This is a genomic window from uncultured Pseudoflavonifractor sp., from assembly GCF_944387275.1.
GTDB lineage: Bacteria > Bacillota > Clostridia > Oscillospirales > Oscillospiraceae > Pseudoflavonifractor > Pseudoflavonifractor intestinihominis.
This window is the reverse complement of the sequence record NZ_CALXEG010000003.1, coordinates 81,216-101,000: the sequence shown is the minus strand read 5'-3', so window position 1 is coordinate 101,000 and position 19,785 is coordinate 81,216. Positions and strand designations below refer to the sequence as shown.

General features: G+C 65.3%; 6 protein-coding genes. 4 read left to right on the top strand and 2 right to left on the bottom strand.

Annotated elements, in window-relative coordinates:
- The first annotated feature begins 95 nt into the window (after positions 1–95).
- The 4 genes from Q0K23_RS01710 (at position 96) to Q0K23_RS01695 (ending at position 18,436) form a co-directional block, all read left to right on the top strand.
- On the top strand, positions 96–341 hold the full coding sequence (locus Q0K23_RS01710; RefSeq protein WP_294517095.1) for a DUF2442 domain-containing protein: 246 nt from the start codon (positions 96–98) through the stop codon (positions 339–341).
- Positions 342–390: 49 nt separating this feature from the next.
- On the top strand, positions 391–12,708 hold the full coding sequence (locus tag Q0K23_RS01705; protein WP_294517092.1) for an S-layer homology domain-containing protein: 12,318 nt from the start codon (positions 391–393) through the stop codon (positions 12,706–12,708).
- 75 nt (positions 12,709–12,783) lie between these two features.
- Entirely contained in the window at positions 12,784–16,074 is a 3,291-nt protein-coding gene (locus Q0K23_RS01700; RefSeq protein WP_294517090.1) for a S8 family serine peptidase, read from the top strand.
- 886 nt (positions 16,075–16,960) lie between these two features.
- On the top strand, positions 16,961–18,436 hold the full coding sequence (locus tag Q0K23_RS01695) for a glycogen synthase (RefSeq protein WP_367179028.1): 1,476 nt from the start codon (positions 16,961–16,963) through the stop codon (positions 18,434–18,436).
- Between the two features lie 89 nt (positions 18,437–18,525).
- Here the strand turns inward: Q0K23_RS01695 and Q0K23_RS01690 are convergent, their stop codons facing one another.
- Both Q0K23_RS01690 and Q0K23_RS01685 read right to left on the bottom strand, forming a co-directional pair.
- Positions 18,526–19,248: an alpha/beta fold hydrolase gene (locus Q0K23_RS01690; RefSeq protein ID WP_294517089.1), complete on the bottom strand. Its 723-nt coding sequence runs from the start codon at positions 19,246–19,248 to the stop codon at positions 18,526–18,528.
- A gap of 32 nt (positions 19,249–19,280) precedes the next feature.
- Positions 19,281–19,784 carry an HD domain-containing protein gene (locus tag Q0K23_RS01685; RefSeq protein WP_294517086.1) on the bottom strand — a complete coding sequence of 168 codons (504 nt, stop codon included), beginning with the start codon at positions 19,782–19,784 and terminating at the stop codon, positions 19,281–19,283.
- Position 19,785 lies beyond the last annotated feature (1 nt).

The window sequence follows — 19,785 nt, the reverse complement described above, 5'->3', positions numbered from 1 at the left end:
CCCCCTTTGGGGGATGTGGAGCAGCATGGAATTCCTGTATGATAAAAATACGGGAATTCTATGCTGCTATTTTTATATGAAAGGTGGGAAAAACCATGGATGGTATGGGTGTGGTGCTGCATGTACTGCCCGGTTATCAGCTGAAGCTCAGCTTCCGCAACGGCAGCGAGGCGATCGTGGACATGAAGCACAGGCTTCATGCCGTACGGTTCGGAAGGCTGGCCTCACCCGAACTGTTCCAGGCGGCAAAGCTGGAGGGCAGCGAGGTGGTCTGGGACAACGGGACCCACTGTATCCGGGCCTCAATCAATGAGCTCCTGGATTCCATGCAGATGGACTGAGAGGGACGAGATCTGGAGATGAAGAGATCGTATTGAGGAGGAAATGCCCATGAGAAAGACGCTTCAACGGAGCATAGCGCTTGTGCTGACGCTGGCGCTGACGCTGAGCCTGCTGCCGGGCCAGGCCATGGCCTATCTGGCCCCGAAGCCGGAGGAACTGTCCATTGTGGACAAGGACGGCAACACGGTGTCCGTGACAGAGGACTGGGAGACCGCATTCCCCTACGGCACCTTTGCCTTTTCCGACTTCCAGGTGGTGGCGGAGGAGGGCGGCGACACCGCCGTCATCCAGGTCTACCGCCTGGGCGGCACGGCGGGCCGTGCCGTGGCCTACATCACCTATGAGCCGGCCCTGACCCAGCTGGAGGACGGCAGCGCCTCCTACAGCACGGCGGCCGGCTCCAACGACATCGTCATCGAGGTGGAGAACCCCCTGCCGGGCGCGGAGAACCAGCCCATCGGTCGGCCGGAGCCCCCCAGACAGCCGGAGGAGCCGGTGAAGGTGGTGAGCACCGCCTCTGAGACCGACGTCACCCTGTCCATCGACGTGGAGGCGGAGGCCTACCAGTGGTATGTGCTGTACGCTGGCGACTGGGAGATTGTGGACGGCGCTGTAAATAAGGACTTTGTGGTGGCCCAGGAGGACCTGGAGAGCTACGATTTCCGCTGCGTCTACACCATGGACGGCATGGAGTACTGCTCCGACAGCTACCTGGGCGTGGCCTATACCGCGGAGGAGGATGAGTCCGCCTCTGCTGAGAGCGGGGAACCGGAACAGCTGGTGGACCTGAACGCGGAACCTACCTACACCCGCATCACCCCCGAGAACGCCGAGGACCCCTATTCCGGCTATGTCTTTGACATGACCTTTGCCGAGGGCGAGTGGGTGAAGGAGATCCGGATTACCGTGCCCGAGGATGAGGACGCCGAGGCTCTGAAGTTCGGCACCTTTACCATCGTGGACAACCTGGGCGCGTCCCTGTACGACACCGCCAACACCCTGACCCTCCGGGTGGTGGACAACGACCAGGCCGAGGCGAGCACCCTGGGCTTTGCCGTCACCGACGTGCGGGCGGACAAGGCCGCCGGTACGGCGGAGCTGACCGTTGTGCGCACCGGCGGCAACCAGACCATGCTCACCATTGACTACGCCACCGTGGACGGCACCGCCGTTGCGGGCACGGATTACGCCGCCGCCAGCGGCACCCTGGTGTTCTATGCCGACCGGAACGAGCAGGTGATTCAGGTCCCCCTCATTGACGACGGCGTGGCCACCGACGAGGAGCGGACCTTCCAGGTGGTGCTGTCCAACCTGAAGGGCGACAGCGAGGGCCTGTGCACCCTGGAGGGCACTAAGGCCGTGGTGTCCCTGTACAACAGCGGCGAGGGCGCCGGGGAGCAGAACCTGGCCAGCTACCTCTATCAGAGCGACGTCACCGATCTGTCCGGCTCGGTCACCGAGGCGGAGAGCGCTCTGGCCCCTGTGGGCGGCGGCGCAGTGACCGGCCAGCAGGTGGAGAACGAGGGCGAGGTGCTGACCGCCCAGATCGGCGGTACCACCGGCGGGATTACGCCGTTCAGCTACAACTACCCCAATAAGCTGACCTTCTCCAACGGTGGCTGGAGCCAGTACCAGACCATCCCTTCCAGCGGCTGGGATGGCGGAGAGTCCTACGACGACGGCATATGGACCTTCCGCAGCAAGGGCGCCGGCTCCGCCACCCTGACCTTTGATCCACGTATGTACAACGGGATAACCGCCTATTTCGGCTGGAAGGCTGCGCTTGCCTCTTGGGGCACGCTGCTCGTCTACGGAGCGGAGTATGCCTACCCCTGGGCCAGGCTGCTCAAAAGCGACGGCACCGAGTGGGCCAGAGCGGATTGCAACGCCCACCACACCGGAGAAAATGTCGCGACCAAGATCTATTGGAATGAAAGCGGCAGCATGTACCAGTGGTGGTCCATTGCGGACGGTGTGAACCGGCTTCAGCTGGGCACCAGTATCCATCACGCCCATAACGCGGACTCCAATGCGGAGGCCAATCTGACGAGCGGCTGGCTGGAACGCCGCAGCTTCGGCGGGGACTTCTACCTGCAGATCCACACCGCCAACGACAGCGGTGAGGGCAGCGGAAACACCCAGACCGCCCCGGAGGGCGCCGCCTCCCTCACCGAGAGCTCCGGCGTCTACGACTCCATGAAGCCCACCGTCACCATCCAGAGCGGCAAGGGCGGCGTGTCAAACGGCAAGCTCTTTGTGGGTAGCACTCTGCAGGTGACCCTCCAGAACACCGCCAGCTATACCCCGGCCACTGCGGACAGCAGCCTCAGCGTTGCCGTCTACCTGACCAGAGACGGAGAGGTAGTGCCCGCCAACATCACCAGCAGCGGCAATACATACTACATTGAGCTGCTATGGGACGGCATGACCGACGACCAGGTCAACAGCGGGGACTACACCGTCAACGTGGTCATGACCCGCAAGCAGGACCTGGTGTTGGATATCAGCCCCTCCGTACCCCGGCTGACCGATGACAACGGCAATACCACCGCCAACATCGACACCAGCAAGATCGCGGGCGCTGTCAGCGACTTCTGGGAGAGCACCAGCGGCATCACCTACGGCTACTCGGACGAGAAGACCAGCAGCGGCACCATTATCTACGAGCAGAAGACCGGCACGCTGACCAAGGACTCCGGCTTTACCCAGAGCACCGCAGTGCTCACCAAGGCGGATATGACCAACGTCCAGTGGATCAACTTCAACCTGCCTGCGGAGGACAAGATTGTCTACAACGGCCGCACCTACAACGGCAACGAGCAGATCTGGCTCAGCGTGGCCGATCTGGCCACCTCCAACATGGCCTTCTACTATTATGACTCGGAGTACCTCAGCGCCGTCAGTGTCATGACCGCCGCCATCTCCGAGGTGGAGCTCTTCCTGGACATGAGCGGCAACGGCATGATCGACGGCTACTACAACGCCGACACCGGCTACTTCATCCTGGATGAGGACTCCGGCGATATCAGCCTGGGCTTCCTGGACCCGGGCATGAGCTACAACGAGCTCTACTTCCAGCCGGTCAAGCTGGAAAACGGCAAGTACGCCCAGTACTTCATGAAGGTCTACTACAACATGAACCCCCGCAGTCTGATCCCTGCCGAGGGCACGGACACCAGTACGGTAGCCCAGGTGCTGCCCGCCTTTGTCAGCACCGTCACCGAGGGAAACAGCTATGAGCTGCTCACCGAGGAGCAGAAGGCCTACCGCTATCTCATCAGCGGCAAGACCAGGATCGGGGAGGACGGGGAGGCGTTCCGCTCCTCGGACAACCACGTGATGTACGGCGCGGCGGCCACCGCCCGCTCCATGGTGGACGTGCCCCTGGGCGGCGACATCAGCCCTGCCGCCCTCAATTCCGACGGCACGGCCTACACCTGGACGCCCAACTACCAGGGCAACCTGCTCTATCCCTTCGAGAATCCCGAGCCCATCATCATCGACGAGAGCCTGGCGGGGAACAACATCCCCATTGCGGAGATTGAGGGCTATGAGAACGGCCAAGTGGTGCTGGAGGAGGGCGGCGCGGACAAGCTCAACGGCTATCTGGGCTCCCTCACCGCCGACAACACCGTGGCCCTGGCCGTGCAGGAGCAGAAGGCCACCACCGAGGAGATCGCCGCCGCCAACGGCGTGACCATCGGCGGCGGCGGGGTGGCGCTGCTGTCGGAGGAGCAGGCGGCGGACGCCCTGGCCCCGGAGAGCGTGACCACCTCGGACTCCAAGGTCACCCCTGACGCCCGTTATCTCCAGGAGATGGGCTCCGGCAACGAGGCGGCCACGGCCGGGGTGGACATGAACAACATGGAGGGCGTGAACTTCGACTACCCCGAGCTCAACCAGGACTTCGCCCTGGACCTGCCCTCCACGGAGATCGGCGTCACCGACTTTGCCGGCATCGTCATGGACGGCGACACGGTGGGCTTTACCATCGGCATCCCCATGGGCGGCTGGAACTCCAACGGTGACGCAGGCGCCGGCGGCGCCGGCGGCGGCGGCAGCAACTACGGGACCAACCCGGGCGAGGCCATCAAGAGCTCGGGCGAGACCATTGCCAACATATTCAAGTGGATACGCAGCCCCAGGGCCATGACCAAGGAAGTGGACGACAGCTACAAGGCCACCAAGGACAAGCAGAACTGGTACAACCAGAAGATGGGACAGGGCGAGGGCGTGACCGCCAAGGAGTTCAAGGCGGAGTTCTCCATATCCGCGGCCTTCATGTTCAAGTACGACCCGGTGACCAACCACTACGAGTTCAGCCAGTTCGCCGCGGCGGTGGGCGTGGAGCTGGCCTTCACCTACAAGGCCCGGTTCACCTCCTGCCCCATCATCTACCTCTATATCACCGTCCACTTTGACGTGGAGTTCAGCGCGAGCGTCGATGTGGAGCGGGAGACGGTGGAGACGGGGGACAGCCTGGTGAAGATGCCGGCCCAGCCCGGCCTGGACGGCGACCGGAAATACCTGAACCTGACCAAGGGCACCTCCACGGTACTGACTGAGACGGAGTACAAAGCCCTCAACCTGAGCTTCAGCGGCAAGGTGCTGCTGGAGGCCTTTACCGACGCCGGGTGCACCGCGCCGCTGGACGGCTTCCAGAAGGGCTACCTGTCCTCCACCGGCGCCGACGACGTGCTGGTGGTGCTCAAGCAGACCAGCAGCGCCACCATGGGACAGAATATCTATCTCAAGCTCACCGCCCTGGAGGACACCAAGCTCTACGAGGCCATGGCGGTGGAGACCTCCCAGAACAAGACCAGCATCAGCGGCTTCGAGGTTGCGCCGGAGCTCTACGTCCAGGTGGGCGCGGGCGTGGGCATCGAGATTCTGAAGGCTGAGATTTACTTCAAGATCAGCATCGGCTGCGCTATGGCCTTTGCAAACCCCACCGGTAACGGTACCCGTGAGGACTTCCGGCTCAAGACCTTTGACTTCGGCGCGGCGATCGGCATCAATGTGCAGCTGCTCCTGTTCAGCTACGAGCTGGAGCTCATCGGCATCTACATCAACTATGACTACGAGGGAGACCCCAGATGGACTTACAACTGGTCTGCCCTGAACGGCGCCTACGGCGGCGGAGGCGGTCTGAAGACCCTGTCGGAGGACGGGGACAGCACCGGCGTGAAGATCAGCCTGCCCGGCTCCTCCGCCGGCACCCAGACGATCTACGCTCCCGGCACGGAAGGAGACCTGGAACCCCTGGCCGTTGATCCCAACGACAAGGAGGTACCCTTCCAGCTCTCCGGCTACGGCAGCTCGGGGGACGCCTTCAAGCTGGCCGATGGCCTGGCCTCCGGCTATGACTACCAGGTGGTCACCGTGGGCGGGGAGAACTACCTGCTCTACACCGTCAGCCGCACCGGCGCGGCCCACCCGGTGGACAACTCCATGCTGGTGCTCTCCCGCATCAAGCTGACCGACAGCGGCGGCGTAGACGGCTACGGCCTGGTCAACCCGGTGGACGAGGACGACCCCACCCCCTACATCGTGGTGGACGGCGACGGCACCGGCGACCTGGAGTTCAACGGCTGGGCGGACGGGAACACCCTCCGCATCGCCTGGGTGAGCTACGCTTCGGAGACGCCTGCCGTTCCGGCGGCGGGGCAGAAGCCGGAGGGCGACGCGCCCGGCGGCATGGACCAGAGCAACTACCAGCAGGTCTACGACCAGTTCCGCGCCACCGAGCCCGCCGACCCCGGAGCACCCGGCGCAGAGCCCACGGCTCCCGTGCAGGCGGACTACTTTGTGACCCAGACGGAGTACAACGGCCTGGACGCCGCCGCCCAGGCGAACTATACCCAGGACACCACGGACACCGGGTACTATTACAACAGCGCCTCCTACACCTCCTACGCCGACGCCAAGGCGGCCTATGACGCTGCCCAGAGTGCCTATACCACCGCCAAGGACGAATATGACGACAAGAAGGCGGCCTACGACAAATATCTGACAGACAAGGCGGCCTATGACGTCCAGCATGCGGACTATAAGAAGTGGTATGACTACTTCAAGTCCGTGGCCGACGAGAACGCGGCCAACCAGGCGGTGGCGGAGGGGGCGGCCAAGAACACGGTGGTCAAGACCGCCAGCTTCAACACCGCCATTCCGGCCGCCATCACGGACGGCGCGACCGTCAATACCGCGGGCAGCCATGTGTACCTTCCCGGCGGCAGCACGGACGGTAGCGTGACCGTCTACGCCCAGGCCAGGCACTACGACGACACCACGGACATGGAGGCCGCCTACGAGGCCTACCTGGCCGGGCTCTATCCCGACAGCGCGGGCAGCGGCGCCCAGTCCATCCGGGCCTACCGCCTGGCCTATCAGAAGGGCATCTGGGACGCCTACGGCCAGTCCACCGAGCTCCACGCCGTTGTGGACGGGAAAGAGGTGACCGTGGTGCCCGCCACGCAGCCCGGCGAGGTTCTGGACAACATGGAGATCACCGAGATCAACGGCGTGTGCTATGTGGCCTACACCACCAGCCAGCAGAGCTATGTCAACGCCAGCGGCAATATCATCGACGACAGCGCGGCGGCGGCCGACATGATCACCACCAAGCGGCTCTACCTCCAGACCCTGACGGTGCCCGCCGACGGCGGCGAGCCCACCTGGGGCGAAGCCCTGCTGCTGCGCACCCTGGTGGACTGCGACAGCGACAACAGCAGGGACGGCGTCTATCAGAACAGCGCCCTCAGCACCGCCAGTCAGGACCCCTACTTCGCCAACCTCCAGTTCCTCAGCGGCAAGCTGGGCGGCCTGACCGGCGCGGAGGAGGACTTCTCCACCCTGGCCGACAGCACGGAGGCCTTCCTGCTCTTTGAGATGAACGGCTCTACCTATGTCATCCCCCAGGCCTCTCTGGAGAGCATCGCCGGGGAGGACCACACCGGCTCCATCATCCCCTTCTTCCAGCCGGAGAAGCAGACGGGCGCGGATACCGACGGCGACGGCCAGATGGACGAGGTCACCGCCGATGCCACCGGCCGGGCCGAGGTGACCATCGGCGCCGACGGCGCGGGCAACATCTCCGCCGTCTATGTGTCCAATGTGGACGGCACCACCAACAACGCCCTGTATCTGGCCAAGTGGGACCCCAAGTCCCAGACCTGGGGCGAGGGCACCATGCTGGCCATGAACTACATGCAGGTGTACGAGGACGCGGCGGTCAGCGACTGGAGCGCCGAGGAGACCGAACAGGCCTATCTGGGCAAGCTGTCCGGCTATCAGGGCGGCGGCATGGACCAGTTCATCTTCTCCGACCTGCAGATCGCCCTGGGCCAGCCCGAGACCGAGGGCAAGGATGGCACCCTGCTGGTGCTCACCCGAGGGGTCACCACCCACCTCATGGAGTACACCTACCAGGACGACAGCGGCCAGCACACCGTCATCATTCCCGAGGGCGATGAGGCGGCCCAGAGCAAATATGAGCAGGGGACTTACAGCAAAAAGCCGGGCACCGGCATCTACGCCATCAGCTACGGCGTGGGCCGGCAGGAGATGGGCAACGCCAGCCTGACCTTCGCCCAGTATGACTTCACCGCGGGCAGCGTGCTGGAGGTCAACGGCTCCTTCCAGAACATCGGCGACGTGGGCCTGCGGGGCAGCGAGGCCAACCCCATCACCGTCAAACTGATGCTGAACACCGGCAGCGGTGATCCTGTGGCCCTGGCCACCTGGGAGATTACGGAGAACATCACAGCCGGGCAGACCGTCAAGCTCACCGGCACCTGCGACGCGCTGAGCACGGATCTGCCCAAGGGCAGCACCTTCTACTTCGCCGTGTCGGAGGACAAGGACTACTTTGCCGACGGCGCCTTCAGCGGCGACACCAATGTGGTGCTGACCGTGGCGGACAGGCCGGAGCTGGGCTTTGAGTCCTTCCGCATCTCCTCTGCCAGTGTGGATGCAGCCGGCAACACCGTCCTGGACGTGGACTTCCAGGTGGGCAACCGGGGCAGCGCCACGGCGGAGGACGTATACGTCCAGTTCAGCTACGAGAGCGGCCGGGACGAGAACAACAACCCGGTCTACACGCCCCTGGACATCACCAACAACACCCTGACCGTCTCCAGGCAGCAGGACCTGGTCACCCTGGCGGACGACAGCGCAGACGCCCGGAGCGGCATCCTGCGGCTGAACAACGCCGAGGACGGCGACGACATCGGCACCAACAAGGGCCGCACGGTGTCGGGCACCATCACAGTACCGCCCACGGTCTATCAGGGCGCTGAGACCGGCAGCCTGAACATCCGGGTGGAGATCTTCGCCAAGTCCTCCGCCGTGCTCTCCCGTGACGCCAGCGGCCTCATCACCGCCGACCACGGCGAGTACAATGGGGACAACAACAGCCGCTTGGCGGCGGTGGAGCACAAGACCTACTTTGACACCGCCGACAAGGTCACCCTGGCCATGGGCAACACCATGCGCCTGCCCGTGTCCGTGGCCACCAGCACCGGCGAGGCTCCGGCCATCCAGGTGACCGAGGTGCCCGATACCCAGGGCGGCGCCAAGTGCCTGGGCGTGCTCTACTACCAGCAGACGGCCTCCGCCGGTACGGGCAACACCGAGGGCGTGCTGGTCATCGCGCCCTCCCGTGAGGGCACCGGCGTCCTGGAGATCAAGGACCAGGCCACCAACACCATCCACTCCATCGCCTATGAGGTCACCGCGGCAGGCGAGGGCATCAACGTCTTCCGGGACAACGGGCTCTTCACCTTCTACAATGCCGACGGCAGCGCGTACGACGAGAGCGCCGCCGTGGGCAGCCAGGACTGGAGCTTCAACGGCGACATCGCCACCTGGGGCACCGGCGAGAGCGCGGTCCGGCCCTACCTGTCCAACCTGTCCAACGGCAAGGTGGGCGCCAGCTTCACCTTTGACACTGTGGCGGAGTCCATCGACTTCAACTTCAACGGAAAGCTCAGGGTGAGCAGCACCTACCCCGGCTTCCGGGCTGTGGACATCACCTGCGGGGGCGGCAGCGAAAAAGCGAACGTCTATTTCGGCAATCTGGGCCAGACCCACACGGTGACCGTCACCGTGCTGGCCAGCGGCGACACCGACCCCACCGCTGATATTGACGTGATCGTGGAGCACTATGTGAACGGCGAGACGCCGGTGCCCACCTCCGACGCCACCGCGCCCCATCTCTTCTGGGCCCGCAGCTTCCCGGACACCGCGTCCCTGAAGGCGGGCGGGGAGAGCGTGGAGCTGACCCTCTACGTCCTGGACGACGGCAGTCTGGCCACCCTGACGGTGAACGGCGAGACGCCCGACATCACCAGGCGCGCCGACGGCTTCTGGTCGGCCCGTGTGACGGTCGCGGAGAACGGCAGGCTGAATGTGGAGGCCATGGACACCGCGGGCAACCGCACCACCCAGTCGATCACAGTGGACTGGTTCAACACCACCGTGACCGGCGGCACTGTGAGCACCGCACCCGACGTGAGCGCGGCTTTCTACAAAAACGGCAGCGCCAGCCCCATGGGTGACTCGGAGTACGTGACCGACAAGGACACCGTGGTGGTGAAGGGGGCGTCTGCCACGCCTGATGTGACGTACAGCGCCCAGCGCATCACCGTCCGTGAGACGGCGGAGGGGGGCAGCGAGCTGGCGCTCACTTCCCTGCAGCCCAACGAGGGCACCACGGATTCCTTTGACGCCAAGGCCAACGGCTTCTATCTGGTCCGTGCCGCGGCTGCGGACGGCAGCTGGAGCCAGGTGGTGCTGGAGATGAGCAGAGTGGATACCGACCTGCCTGTGTCCAGCCTGTCTGTGATGCAGAACGGCACGACCCTGGCCTGGAGCATCACCAAGTCCAGCCCCGATCTGTCTCCCATCACTGAGGCGGCCATCAACGGGTACAGCGTATTTGAATCGGAGATGATTGGCCGTACCGCTGTGGGCGGCACCCTGGACATCCTGTACGGCGGCAGCTACACCCTCACCGGCAAGGACGCGGCCGGACATGAGACCGCCCAAACCCTGACCGTGCCCGGCCTGCCCATTCAGACGGCGGACGAGGACTTCTGGACCGTCACCCACTCCTGGAACCAGGCCCGGAACAACGGCGCGGTCACCGTGGACCCCGCCGGCTTCACCGGCGGCGTCTACGACGGGACCAAGAGCACCCCGGAGAGCAATGTGTACGCGGGCCGCTATGAGGCACTGCTCACGGCGGAGAAGGATATCTTTGACGCCGAGGCCGTGCGGCAGGAGCTGCTGGACGAGTATAAGAAGGACTATTTCGAGCAGAACCCGGACGCCCAGCCTGACGACCCCAACGCCGTCATGCCGGAGGAGGAGCTGAACGCCGCCCTGGCCCAGCGGGAGGCCCAGGCCATGGCCGACTGGAAGAACGGGGCCATGGCGGAGGCAAACGACGCCGGCTGGAAGGAGATCACCGGCAGCACCAGCTTTGAGAATCTGGAGCCCGGCGGCTATGTCCTGCTCATCCGGGACGCCAACGACAGGCGCAACGGGGACGTGACCATCCAGCGGGCCATAACGGTGGACGATCAGGCCATCGTCATGACCGCTGAGAGCACGCCGGAGTACAACGTGAACTGGGACGGCAGTATCACCGTGAACGCCGCCTACGGCCGCCTGAACTTCGGCACCTATCAGTTCCTGATCCGGCCGGTGGAGGCCCCCACGGAGGGAGAGGAGCCCCAGCTCCTGCCCGTGGATGAGCTGACCGCCGCGCTGGACCCCGAGGAATACCCGGCGGAGGCCGGCTGGAACACGCCCGCCTGGCAGACCTCCGATCTGGCCTCCGGCTCCCTGTCCACCAGCGTCTTCAACGGCCTGCACACCGGCTGGTATCAGGTTGCGGTCCGCGCCATGGAGGGCGTGACCGCGGCGGAGATGCAGGCGCTTATCACCCTCTACCAGGACTTCCTGGCAGCCCGGGCCCGGGCGGAGGCGGCGGAGGCCGGCCTGACCGAGAGCGGCCTGAGCGACGCTGCGGATGCAAAGGTCCGGCGGATCAACGAGGCGCTCCAGGCCTGGCAGACGGCCGGCACCGCGCAGGAACAGACCGATGCCTGGAATCAGTACATGGCCCTAATCAACAGCGATATCCAGACCCTGCTGACGGCATGGGCTGACACAGAATACGCCGACGGCGCAGAAAAGGACGCCTATGACGCGGCGGTTGCCGAGTTTGCCCGGCAGCAGGCCGAGACCGAGGCCCAGGCGGAGAAGACCGCCGCCGATGCGGCCCTGACCGCGGCTGAGACGGCCTATACCACCCGTAAGGCCGAGCTGGAGGCCAAGGCCGACGGGGCCTATGCGGCGGATGAGAGCCTCTGGGACAACGCCGCCACCATGCTGGTGGAGGTGGGGGTGGAGCACACCTACATCTCCAGCAAGATCGAGACCTCCGACCTGCGCTACGACCGGGAGAACGGCCTGGTGAAGGTCCAGTTCCTGCCCTACCAGAAGGAGCTGAGCGACGCGGCGGAGAGACAGCTCCTTCAGGACAACGGGGAGCTGGACATCCTGGCATACAGCAGCGAGATGGAGGTTCTGATCCCCGCCGGAACCCTGGGCGAAGGGGACGACATCATGGAGATGCTGATGCCCTTCCCGGACCTGCCTCAGGACGGCGGATATCTGGTGCAGTACACCGGAGCGGATGGGACGGCCCACCCGGTGGCCTGGAGCCTGGTGACGCCCGGCAAGGTCTACTATGTGGCCTCCGCCGTGGGCGAGTACGAGATCGTGAAGGCGGCGGAGAACTTCTCCGACGTGCCTGAGGGCTTCTGGGGCCTGGACGCCATCTCCTTCGTGTCGGCCCGGGATCTGTTCCGGGGCGTGGGCGAGGGCAGGTTCGACCCCAGCGGCACCATGACCCGCTCCATGCTGGTGACTGTGCTGGGCCGTCTGACCGGCATCGACCCGGCGGATTACAGCGGCGAGAGCGCCTTCTCCGACGTGGACGCCGACAGCTGGTACGGGCCCTATGTGGCCTGGGCGGCGGAGAACGGCGTGGTCCAGGGCGTAGGCGGCGGCCGGTTTGCGCCGGACGACCCCATCACCCGGGAGCAGCTGTGCACCATGCTGGCCCGCTATCTGGACAGCGACGGCAAGGAGCTGCCCCAGCGGGAGAACCCGGCGGCCTTCCCCGACGAGGACCAGGTGAGCGACTGGGCCAGGGACGCGGTGGAGCGCTTCCGGCAGCTGGGCATTGTGGAGGGCTCGGATACCGGCGCCTTCCTGCCCAAGAACAATGCATCCCGCGCGGAGGTGGCCGCTGTGTTCCAGCGGCTGATCACCGCCATTCTGACCAACATCTGACCATATGACCCTTCGGCGGGAGGCGTCCCAGCGGCGCTTCCCGCCAAAGGCATATTCCGGGAAGGAGCGAGGACAATGAAAAAACGCCGCCTGCTGTCTGCCGTCCTGTGCGCCGCCCTGGGGCTGACCCTGTGGGCCCCTGGGGCGGCCGCGGGTGAGAAGGACGGGGACCACACCGGCTATGTATTCCGCGTACAGGAGACCGCCGTCATGCCGCTGAGCGCGGCGGAGGGTGTCAGGCCGGTGCCCTACGCCCAGGGGTACTACACGGCGGACAGTCTGGAGGACCTGAGGCCCTGGCTGGACGCGGGGCTGGTGGAGGAGGCCGTGCCCGATGCGGACCTGGAGCTTCTCTCCGGCGGAGAACCGGGGACAGAAACCACTCCGGGGGACCCGCTGGCCGGGGAGCAGTGGTATCTGGACGCCCTGGGCATGGAGGAGGTCTGGGCCTCCGGCCTGGACGGCAGCGGCGTCACTGTGGCGGTCATCGACTCAGGGCTGGTGCAGGGCCACGAGGACCTGGACTACGCCCGCGTGGCCGGGTACAACTTCCTGGGCGCCGAGGGCTATGGGGACACGGCGGACTGGGCGGATGCCACCGGCCACGGCAGCCTGGTCTCGGGCATCCTGGCAGCCCGGACGGACAACGGCGTGGGCGTGGCCGGTCTGGCCGACGGGGTGGAACTGCTGGCGCTGCGCTGCTTTGCCTCCAGCGACAACGGTACCACCACCGCCGGCAGCGGCAGCGTGTCCACCATCCTCAGCGCCATTGAGTACGCTGTTGACCGGGATGTGGACGTGATCAACATGAGTTTCGGCGGCACCAACGCCGACAGTCTGGCCATTCTGGAGCCCGTGCTGGAAAAGGCGGCGGCCCAGGGGATTATCCTGGTGGCCGCTGCGGGCAATGACGGCAGCAGCGTATACCGCTATCCCGCCGCTTTTGACTGCGTCATCGGCGTGGGCGGCGTGGACCGGGACGGCGGCGTGTACGCCAAATCCCAGCGCAACGACAGCGTGTTCCTCACCGCTCCGGCAGTGGACATCCGGGGCATCGGCTACACTGCCGGGGACGCCTACCGCTCGGACAGCGGCACCTCTATGGCCGCGCCCATGGTGTCCGCCATGGCCGCCCTCGCCAAGCAGGCGGACGGCGCCATTGACAACGGCGGCTTCCGTACCCTGCTGAAGGCCAGCGTGACCGACGGCGGCGAGACGGGGTATGACACCGGCTACGGCTGGGGCAGCCTCTCAGCGGCCGCCTTTGTCCGGGCCCTGACCGCCGACCAGCCCATCACCTATGAATGCGGCGAGGGCACCCTGCCCGCTGAAGGCAGCTGGTCGGACGCCTACCAGATCGGTGAGGGGGATCAGGTGGTCCTGCCCACCCCTGTCCGGGAGGGGTACGACTTTACCGGCTGGTATCAGACGGCGGAGTGCACCGGCACACCGGTGACCGCCATTCCGGCAGGCAGCGTGGGCGCTGTGACCCTCTATGCGGGCTGGTCGGCGCGGCAGGAGCCAGAGCCGGAGCCTCCGGCGGTGGCCGAGGGACAGGAGGAGCAGACCGGGGCTGCCGCCCCCACCTCCCTGGACGGCCTGACCGCGGCCCAGCCCTATACGGCGGACGTGTCCGGCTGGTTCACCGGGGCCGCGTCCTATGAGTGCTCTGCCGACCCCGGCCTGGGCACGGTGGAGCTGTCGGGCAGTACGCTGACCTATACGCCCACCGCAGAGGCCGCCGGCCAGACGGTGACCTTTGCTATCAGGGGCGTCAGCGGCGGGGAGACGAGCGGCGATGTGACCGTGGCCGTGACCGTGGCCGCCCTGCCGGTGAGCGACGCCAGGCTGGAGCGGACCGCTGTCTCCTACGACCTGTACACCCAGACTGGCGGCGTGACCGTGGGACTGAGCCTGTACGGGAACCGTCTCACCGGGGCGGCGGGGGAGACACCCCTGGTCGCCGGGACGGACTATATTGTGACGGACAGTGACATTACCCTCACCCATGCCCTGCTGAAGGGGCTGGGCAGAGGTGAGCACACCCTGTACTTCACCTTTGACAACGGCCGCACCGAGGCGGCCAAGCAGGCGGCCCTGACGGTCACCGTCGCCGACACCACACCGGTGACGCCGCCCCCTGATCCGGGGACAGGCGGAACCAGCGGCGGCGGCAGTATCGGCGGAGGAGGCGGAACCGGCGGAGGAATGGCTCCGCCAGAGGAGCCGGACCTGGAGCTGCTGGAATCTTCGGACGGTGCGTTCCGCTACGCGCTGAGCGACGGCACAGCGGTGCTCACCTTTGACGCGGAGCAGCTGGACAAACTGGCCGCAGGGGAAGCCTGCCTGGACCTGTCCGGCGTGGAGGGCGTGGAGGCTGTGACCCTGACAGGGACGGACACAGCCGCCCTCACCAAGGGCGTGACCCTTCGGCTGCCGGAGGGGAGCGCAGCGCTTTCCGCCCAACTGACTGCACAGCTGGCCCGGGCTGCCGGAGAAAACAGCTGGACGGCCACCCTCTGCCCGGCGGGGGAGCTGACCGGCGCCCAGCGCACCGCCGCAGCGGGCCGGCCGGTGTACGCCTTTGGCCTGTCGGCCGGCGGCCGGACGCTGGAGGCGCTGGACGGCGCCGCCGTCCTGACCCTGCCCTGGGTCCAGGCGGAGACGTCCCCGGTGGTTCCGGGCATGGCCCTGCTGGCGGAGGATGGCGCACTGACGCCGCTGGAGAGCAGTTGGGACCCCCTGAAGGGCACGCTCACGGCGGAAATCGGCAGCACGGGAGTGATCGTGCTCACCGGGGAAGCCTGGGCCAATCCCTTCTCCGACGTGCTGGAGACAGACTGGTTCTACGGCGCGGTGGGATACGTGTGCGCCGCCGGGATCATGGAGGGCAGCGGCGGCAGGTTCCTTCCGGCCGGCACAGTCACACGGGGGATGATCGCCGCCATGCTCTACCGTCTGGAAGGGGAGCCGGAAGGGGGCTCTGTCCGGGCGGAATTTGCAGATGTGGCTGAGGGAGCCTACTATGCCAAGGCGGTGGACTGGGCCCAGGCCAGCGGAGTGATGAACGGGTACGGCGAAGGCGCCTTCGGCCCTGAGGACCCGGTCACCCGGGAGCAGCTGGCGGCCATCCTCTACCGCTACGCCGGATACCGGAGCGGCAGTGCTCCGAAGGCGGACAGCGCATGCCTGGAGGACTGTGCGGACAGCGGCAGCATCTCCGGCTGGGCCCGCACGGCCATGGCTTGGGCCGTGGGCACAGGGGTCATAAACGGCAGAGCGGAGGGCCTTCTGGACCCGTCGGGCACTGCCGCCCGGGCGGAGGCCGCGGCGATTTTCCAGCGCGCCATCCAACTGCTGCGGTAACCTGCACGGGAAGCGGGGAGGAACAGCAGAGAACAACCGCCATACGGAGCGTCTCCGTCTGGCGGTTGTTCTGTCGAGGAGCGTGGACCTGAGCCCAGGGCGGGACGGACGGAAAAGCAGAAGCGCAAGAAAATGGACAAAAATGACAGCAAGGCTGGTGGACTTCTGACGGCTGGGCTGGTATACTAGGGGTATCACACCGGCCTGGGGGACGCGCCCACCGCTGAGGAGACTCCCCTGTCCCCAAGGTTAGCGTTACTTCCACATCCGTTGGAGGCAGCCACAAGGCTCCAACGAGCATCACTATGTGAAAGGAAGGTCCATTATGGCACGAAAAAAGGCGAATCCCGCGAAAAAGGAAGCAGCAGTAGAGAAAGCGGACGCTCCGGCTGTGGAAAAGGAGACCGCTGCGAAAAAGACGGCGCCTGTTGAAGAACCGGCTGTGTCCGTTGCGGCGGAGGCCGCGCCTGCTGCGGAGAACAAAGAGGCTGCTGTTGCGGCGGGGACCATACCTGTTGTGAAAAACGAGGAGCCCGCCCCGAAGGAGGCGATGCCTGCGGAGGCGGAAGAAGCGCCGGCTGCTGAGACCGTGCCTGTTGTGGAAGAGAAGGAGCCTGCCGCAAAGGAGGCGGCGCCCGCTGAGGAAAAAGAAACGCCTGCCCCTGAGGCCGCGCCTGCTGCGGAAGAGAAGAAGCCCGCTGCAAAGAAGACGGCGTCTTCCAGAAAGAAGGCGGCTCCCGCCCCGGAGAAGAAGGAACCTACGGGGAAGAAGACGGCGGCCTCCCGGAAAAAGGCCGCGCCCGCCGCGGAAAAAGCGGCTCCTGCTGTGAAAGAAGCCATCCCTGTCAAGGAGGAAACAATCTCTGCTGTAGAGGAGGCTGCGCCTGTGTACGAGATCTCTAATCTGCCCCGCCGGAGTGTGGCGTTTATCGGTTCGGAGTGCCACCCGTTCGTCAAGACGGGCGGCCTGGGCGACGTGATGTACGCGCTGCCCCGGGAGCTGGTCCGGCTCAACTGTGACGTTCGTGTGATCCTGCCCCGCTACGCCTGCATCCCCAAGGAATATCAGGACAAGATGATCTACCGCGGCGAGTTCTACATGGACATGGGCATGACCAACCGCAACTATTACGTGGGGATCATGGAGTACATCTGTGACGGCGTGGTGTACGACTTCATCGACAATCAGGAGTTCTTCTCCGCGGGCAATCCGTATATCAACCTGGTGGACGACATTCCCAGATACTGCTTCTTCAGCAAAGCCGCCCTGGCCGCGCTGAACTACATGAACTGGATCCCCGACATCATCCACTGCCACGACTGGCAGGCGGGCCTTGTGCCGGTGTATCTGCGCACCCTGTTCAAGGATACGCCTGTGGGCCGCGCCCGGTCCATCCTCACCATCCACAACCTGCGCTTCCAGGGCATCTACAACATCCCCACCATCCAGTACTGGTCCGGGCTGCCCAACGAGGTGTTCAACATGGGCGCGCTGCAGCAGGACTGGGTGAACGCCAACATGCTCAAGGGCGGCCTGGCCTATGCCGACCGCATCACCACCGTCAGCGGCACCTATGCCTATGAGATCCAGACGGCTGAGTACGGCGAGCGGCTGGAGGGCCATCTGCGCTACCACAGCGGCAAGCTCAGAGGCATTGTCAACGGCATTGACTACGGCATGTGGAACCCGGAGACCGACCCCGCGCTGGCGGCCAATTACGGCCTCGGCAATGTGCTGGACCACAAGATGGAGAACAAGCTGGCCCTGCAGAAGGAGCTGGGCCTGGAGGAGGACGAGGGCAAGTTCGTCATCGGTCTGATCTCCCGCCTGACCAACCAGAAGGGCCTGGATCTGGTCAGCGCCATCATTCCCCAGGTGCTGGACGGCAACACCCAGGTGGTGGTGCTGGGCACCGGCGACAAGCAGTATGAGGACACATTCCGCTACTATGAGGACACCTACCGGGGCACCTTCAGCGCCTGCATCCAGTACGACGAGGCGCGGGCCCACCGGATCTACGCGGGCGCGGACGCCCTGATGGTGCCCTCCCGCTTTGAGCCCTGCGGCCTGACCCAGCTCAACGCCATGCACTACGGCACCATCCCTATTGTCCGGGAGACCGGCGGCCTGAAGGACACCGTGGAGCCCTACAACGAGTACACTGGCGACGGCAACGGCTTCACCTTTGACCGCTATGAGGCGGGACTCCTTCTGGACGCCATCAACCGGGCCAAGACCGTCTACTTCACCAACCGGTACCACTGGGACGAGGTGGTCCAGCGGGACATGGCCAAGGATGTGTCCTGGGGGAACTCGGCGCGGCAGTACAAGGACCTGTACCTGGAGCTGACGCCCTGGTAATGCGCCGGATCGGATGACCGGCGGAATATGGCCGGCTGAAGAAAAACACCCGGGACCTCTGTGGAAACACAGGGGTCCCGGGTGTTTTGTCAGGCTGCCTGGCGGGCGGCAATGAAGTCCTCAATGGCTGCTACGGTCTGGGCCTGCTGCTCCTGGGCCGAGATCTCGGCGGGCAGGTCCCCCTTCTGGGGGCCGTAATTGCCGAACTGGGCGTGGTTGCCGCCCTGGATCTCCACCACGTTCTCCGTGTAGTCCAGCTTGTCCTCCACGCTCTGGTTCAGGGAGCCGTAGACAGTGAGGGTGTCCTCGGGCGGGTAGTCGCCGTAGATGTAGGCCCCCAGCAGGATGAGCCCGTCCACCTGGTCCGGGTGGTCGGCGGCAAATTGGGAGGCCATGGCCCCGCCCATGGAGTGCCCGGCCATGTACCAGTGCTCCACGTCGGGGAACCGGGCCATCACATCCTCAGCGGCGTTGGGGTCGAAGATGGCCATGCGGAAGGGCATGTCCACCAGAATGCAGGTCACGCCGGTCTGCCGGATCTGGTCCAGCAGGGGCAGATAGGCGGCGGCCTCCACCTTGGCGCCTGGGTAGAAGATGATGGCCGTGTCACTGGGGACCGAGGGGGAGAGGATGGTCAGATTGTCCCTTGTCTCGATGCCGTCGTCCTGGGCCAGAACGGCCAGGGCCACGTCCTCGGCCCGGTAGTAGTCGGACACATACCAGAAAAACCCGGCTGCCAGCACCACCAGCACGGCCAGCAGCACGCCGCCGGCAATGAGCAGTCTTTTGCGAAGGGGATGTTTCGCCTTCATATCCAATCACCTTTCCTGCGGGAGCGACGGCGTCACTCCACGGCGTATATGGTCCGGCAGAGGGCTTTGCCCGACCTGGTCCGGAAGATCTGCTCCAGGGCGCGGCTCACCGCCTGCCGGCTCAGGCCGTCCTCGTAAAAATTCACCAGAAAATCCGCCTCCACCAGGATCTGGTAGTCCGGACCGTCAATATCCGTATAGGTGTGGTGGTGGCCCACCAGATAACAGATCCGGTCGATGTCCTCCGGCGCAAGGCCCAGCTCCTCCAGCATGGTCCGGGCGTAGGCCGGACCCTCCTGCTCCTGGAGGGGGCCGGTGCAGGCGCCGTATTTCTCCTCCGCCGGGTGGATGCCGATGTCGTGGACCAGGGCGGCGCACTCGGTGACAAACTGGGTGTGGGCGTCCAGACCCTCCATGCGTCCGATCATCTGGGCGAAGCGGTGCACCTTCATCAGGTGCTGGATGCGCATGGGGTCGCCCCGGTCAAAGTCGAACATCCGCTGTTCCAGCAGATCGATCAGCTCCCTGTTTTCCATA

Bases quoted from the DNA above. Each gene is read 5' to 3' on its own strand.
- Q0K23_RS01710 (WP_294517095.1), top strand. From the start codon at position 96: ATGGATGGTATGGGTGTGGTGCTGCATGTACTGCCCGGTTATCAGCTG.
- Q0K23_RS01705 (WP_294517092.1), top strand. From the start codon at position 391: ATGAGAAAGACGCTTCAACGGAGCATAGCGCTTGTGCTGACGCTGGCG.
- Q0K23_RS01700 (WP_294517090.1), top strand. From the start codon at position 12,784: ATGAAAAAACGCCGCCTGCTGTCTGCCGTCCTGTGCGCCGCCCTGGGG.
- Q0K23_RS01690 (WP_294517089.1), bottom strand. From the start codon at position 19,248: ATGAAGGCGAAACATCCCCTTCGCAAAAGACTGCTCATTGCCGGCGGC.
- Q0K23_RS01685 (WP_294517086.1), bottom strand. From the start codon at position 19,784: ATGGAAAACAGGGAGCTGATCGATCTGCTGGAACAGCGGATGTTCGAC.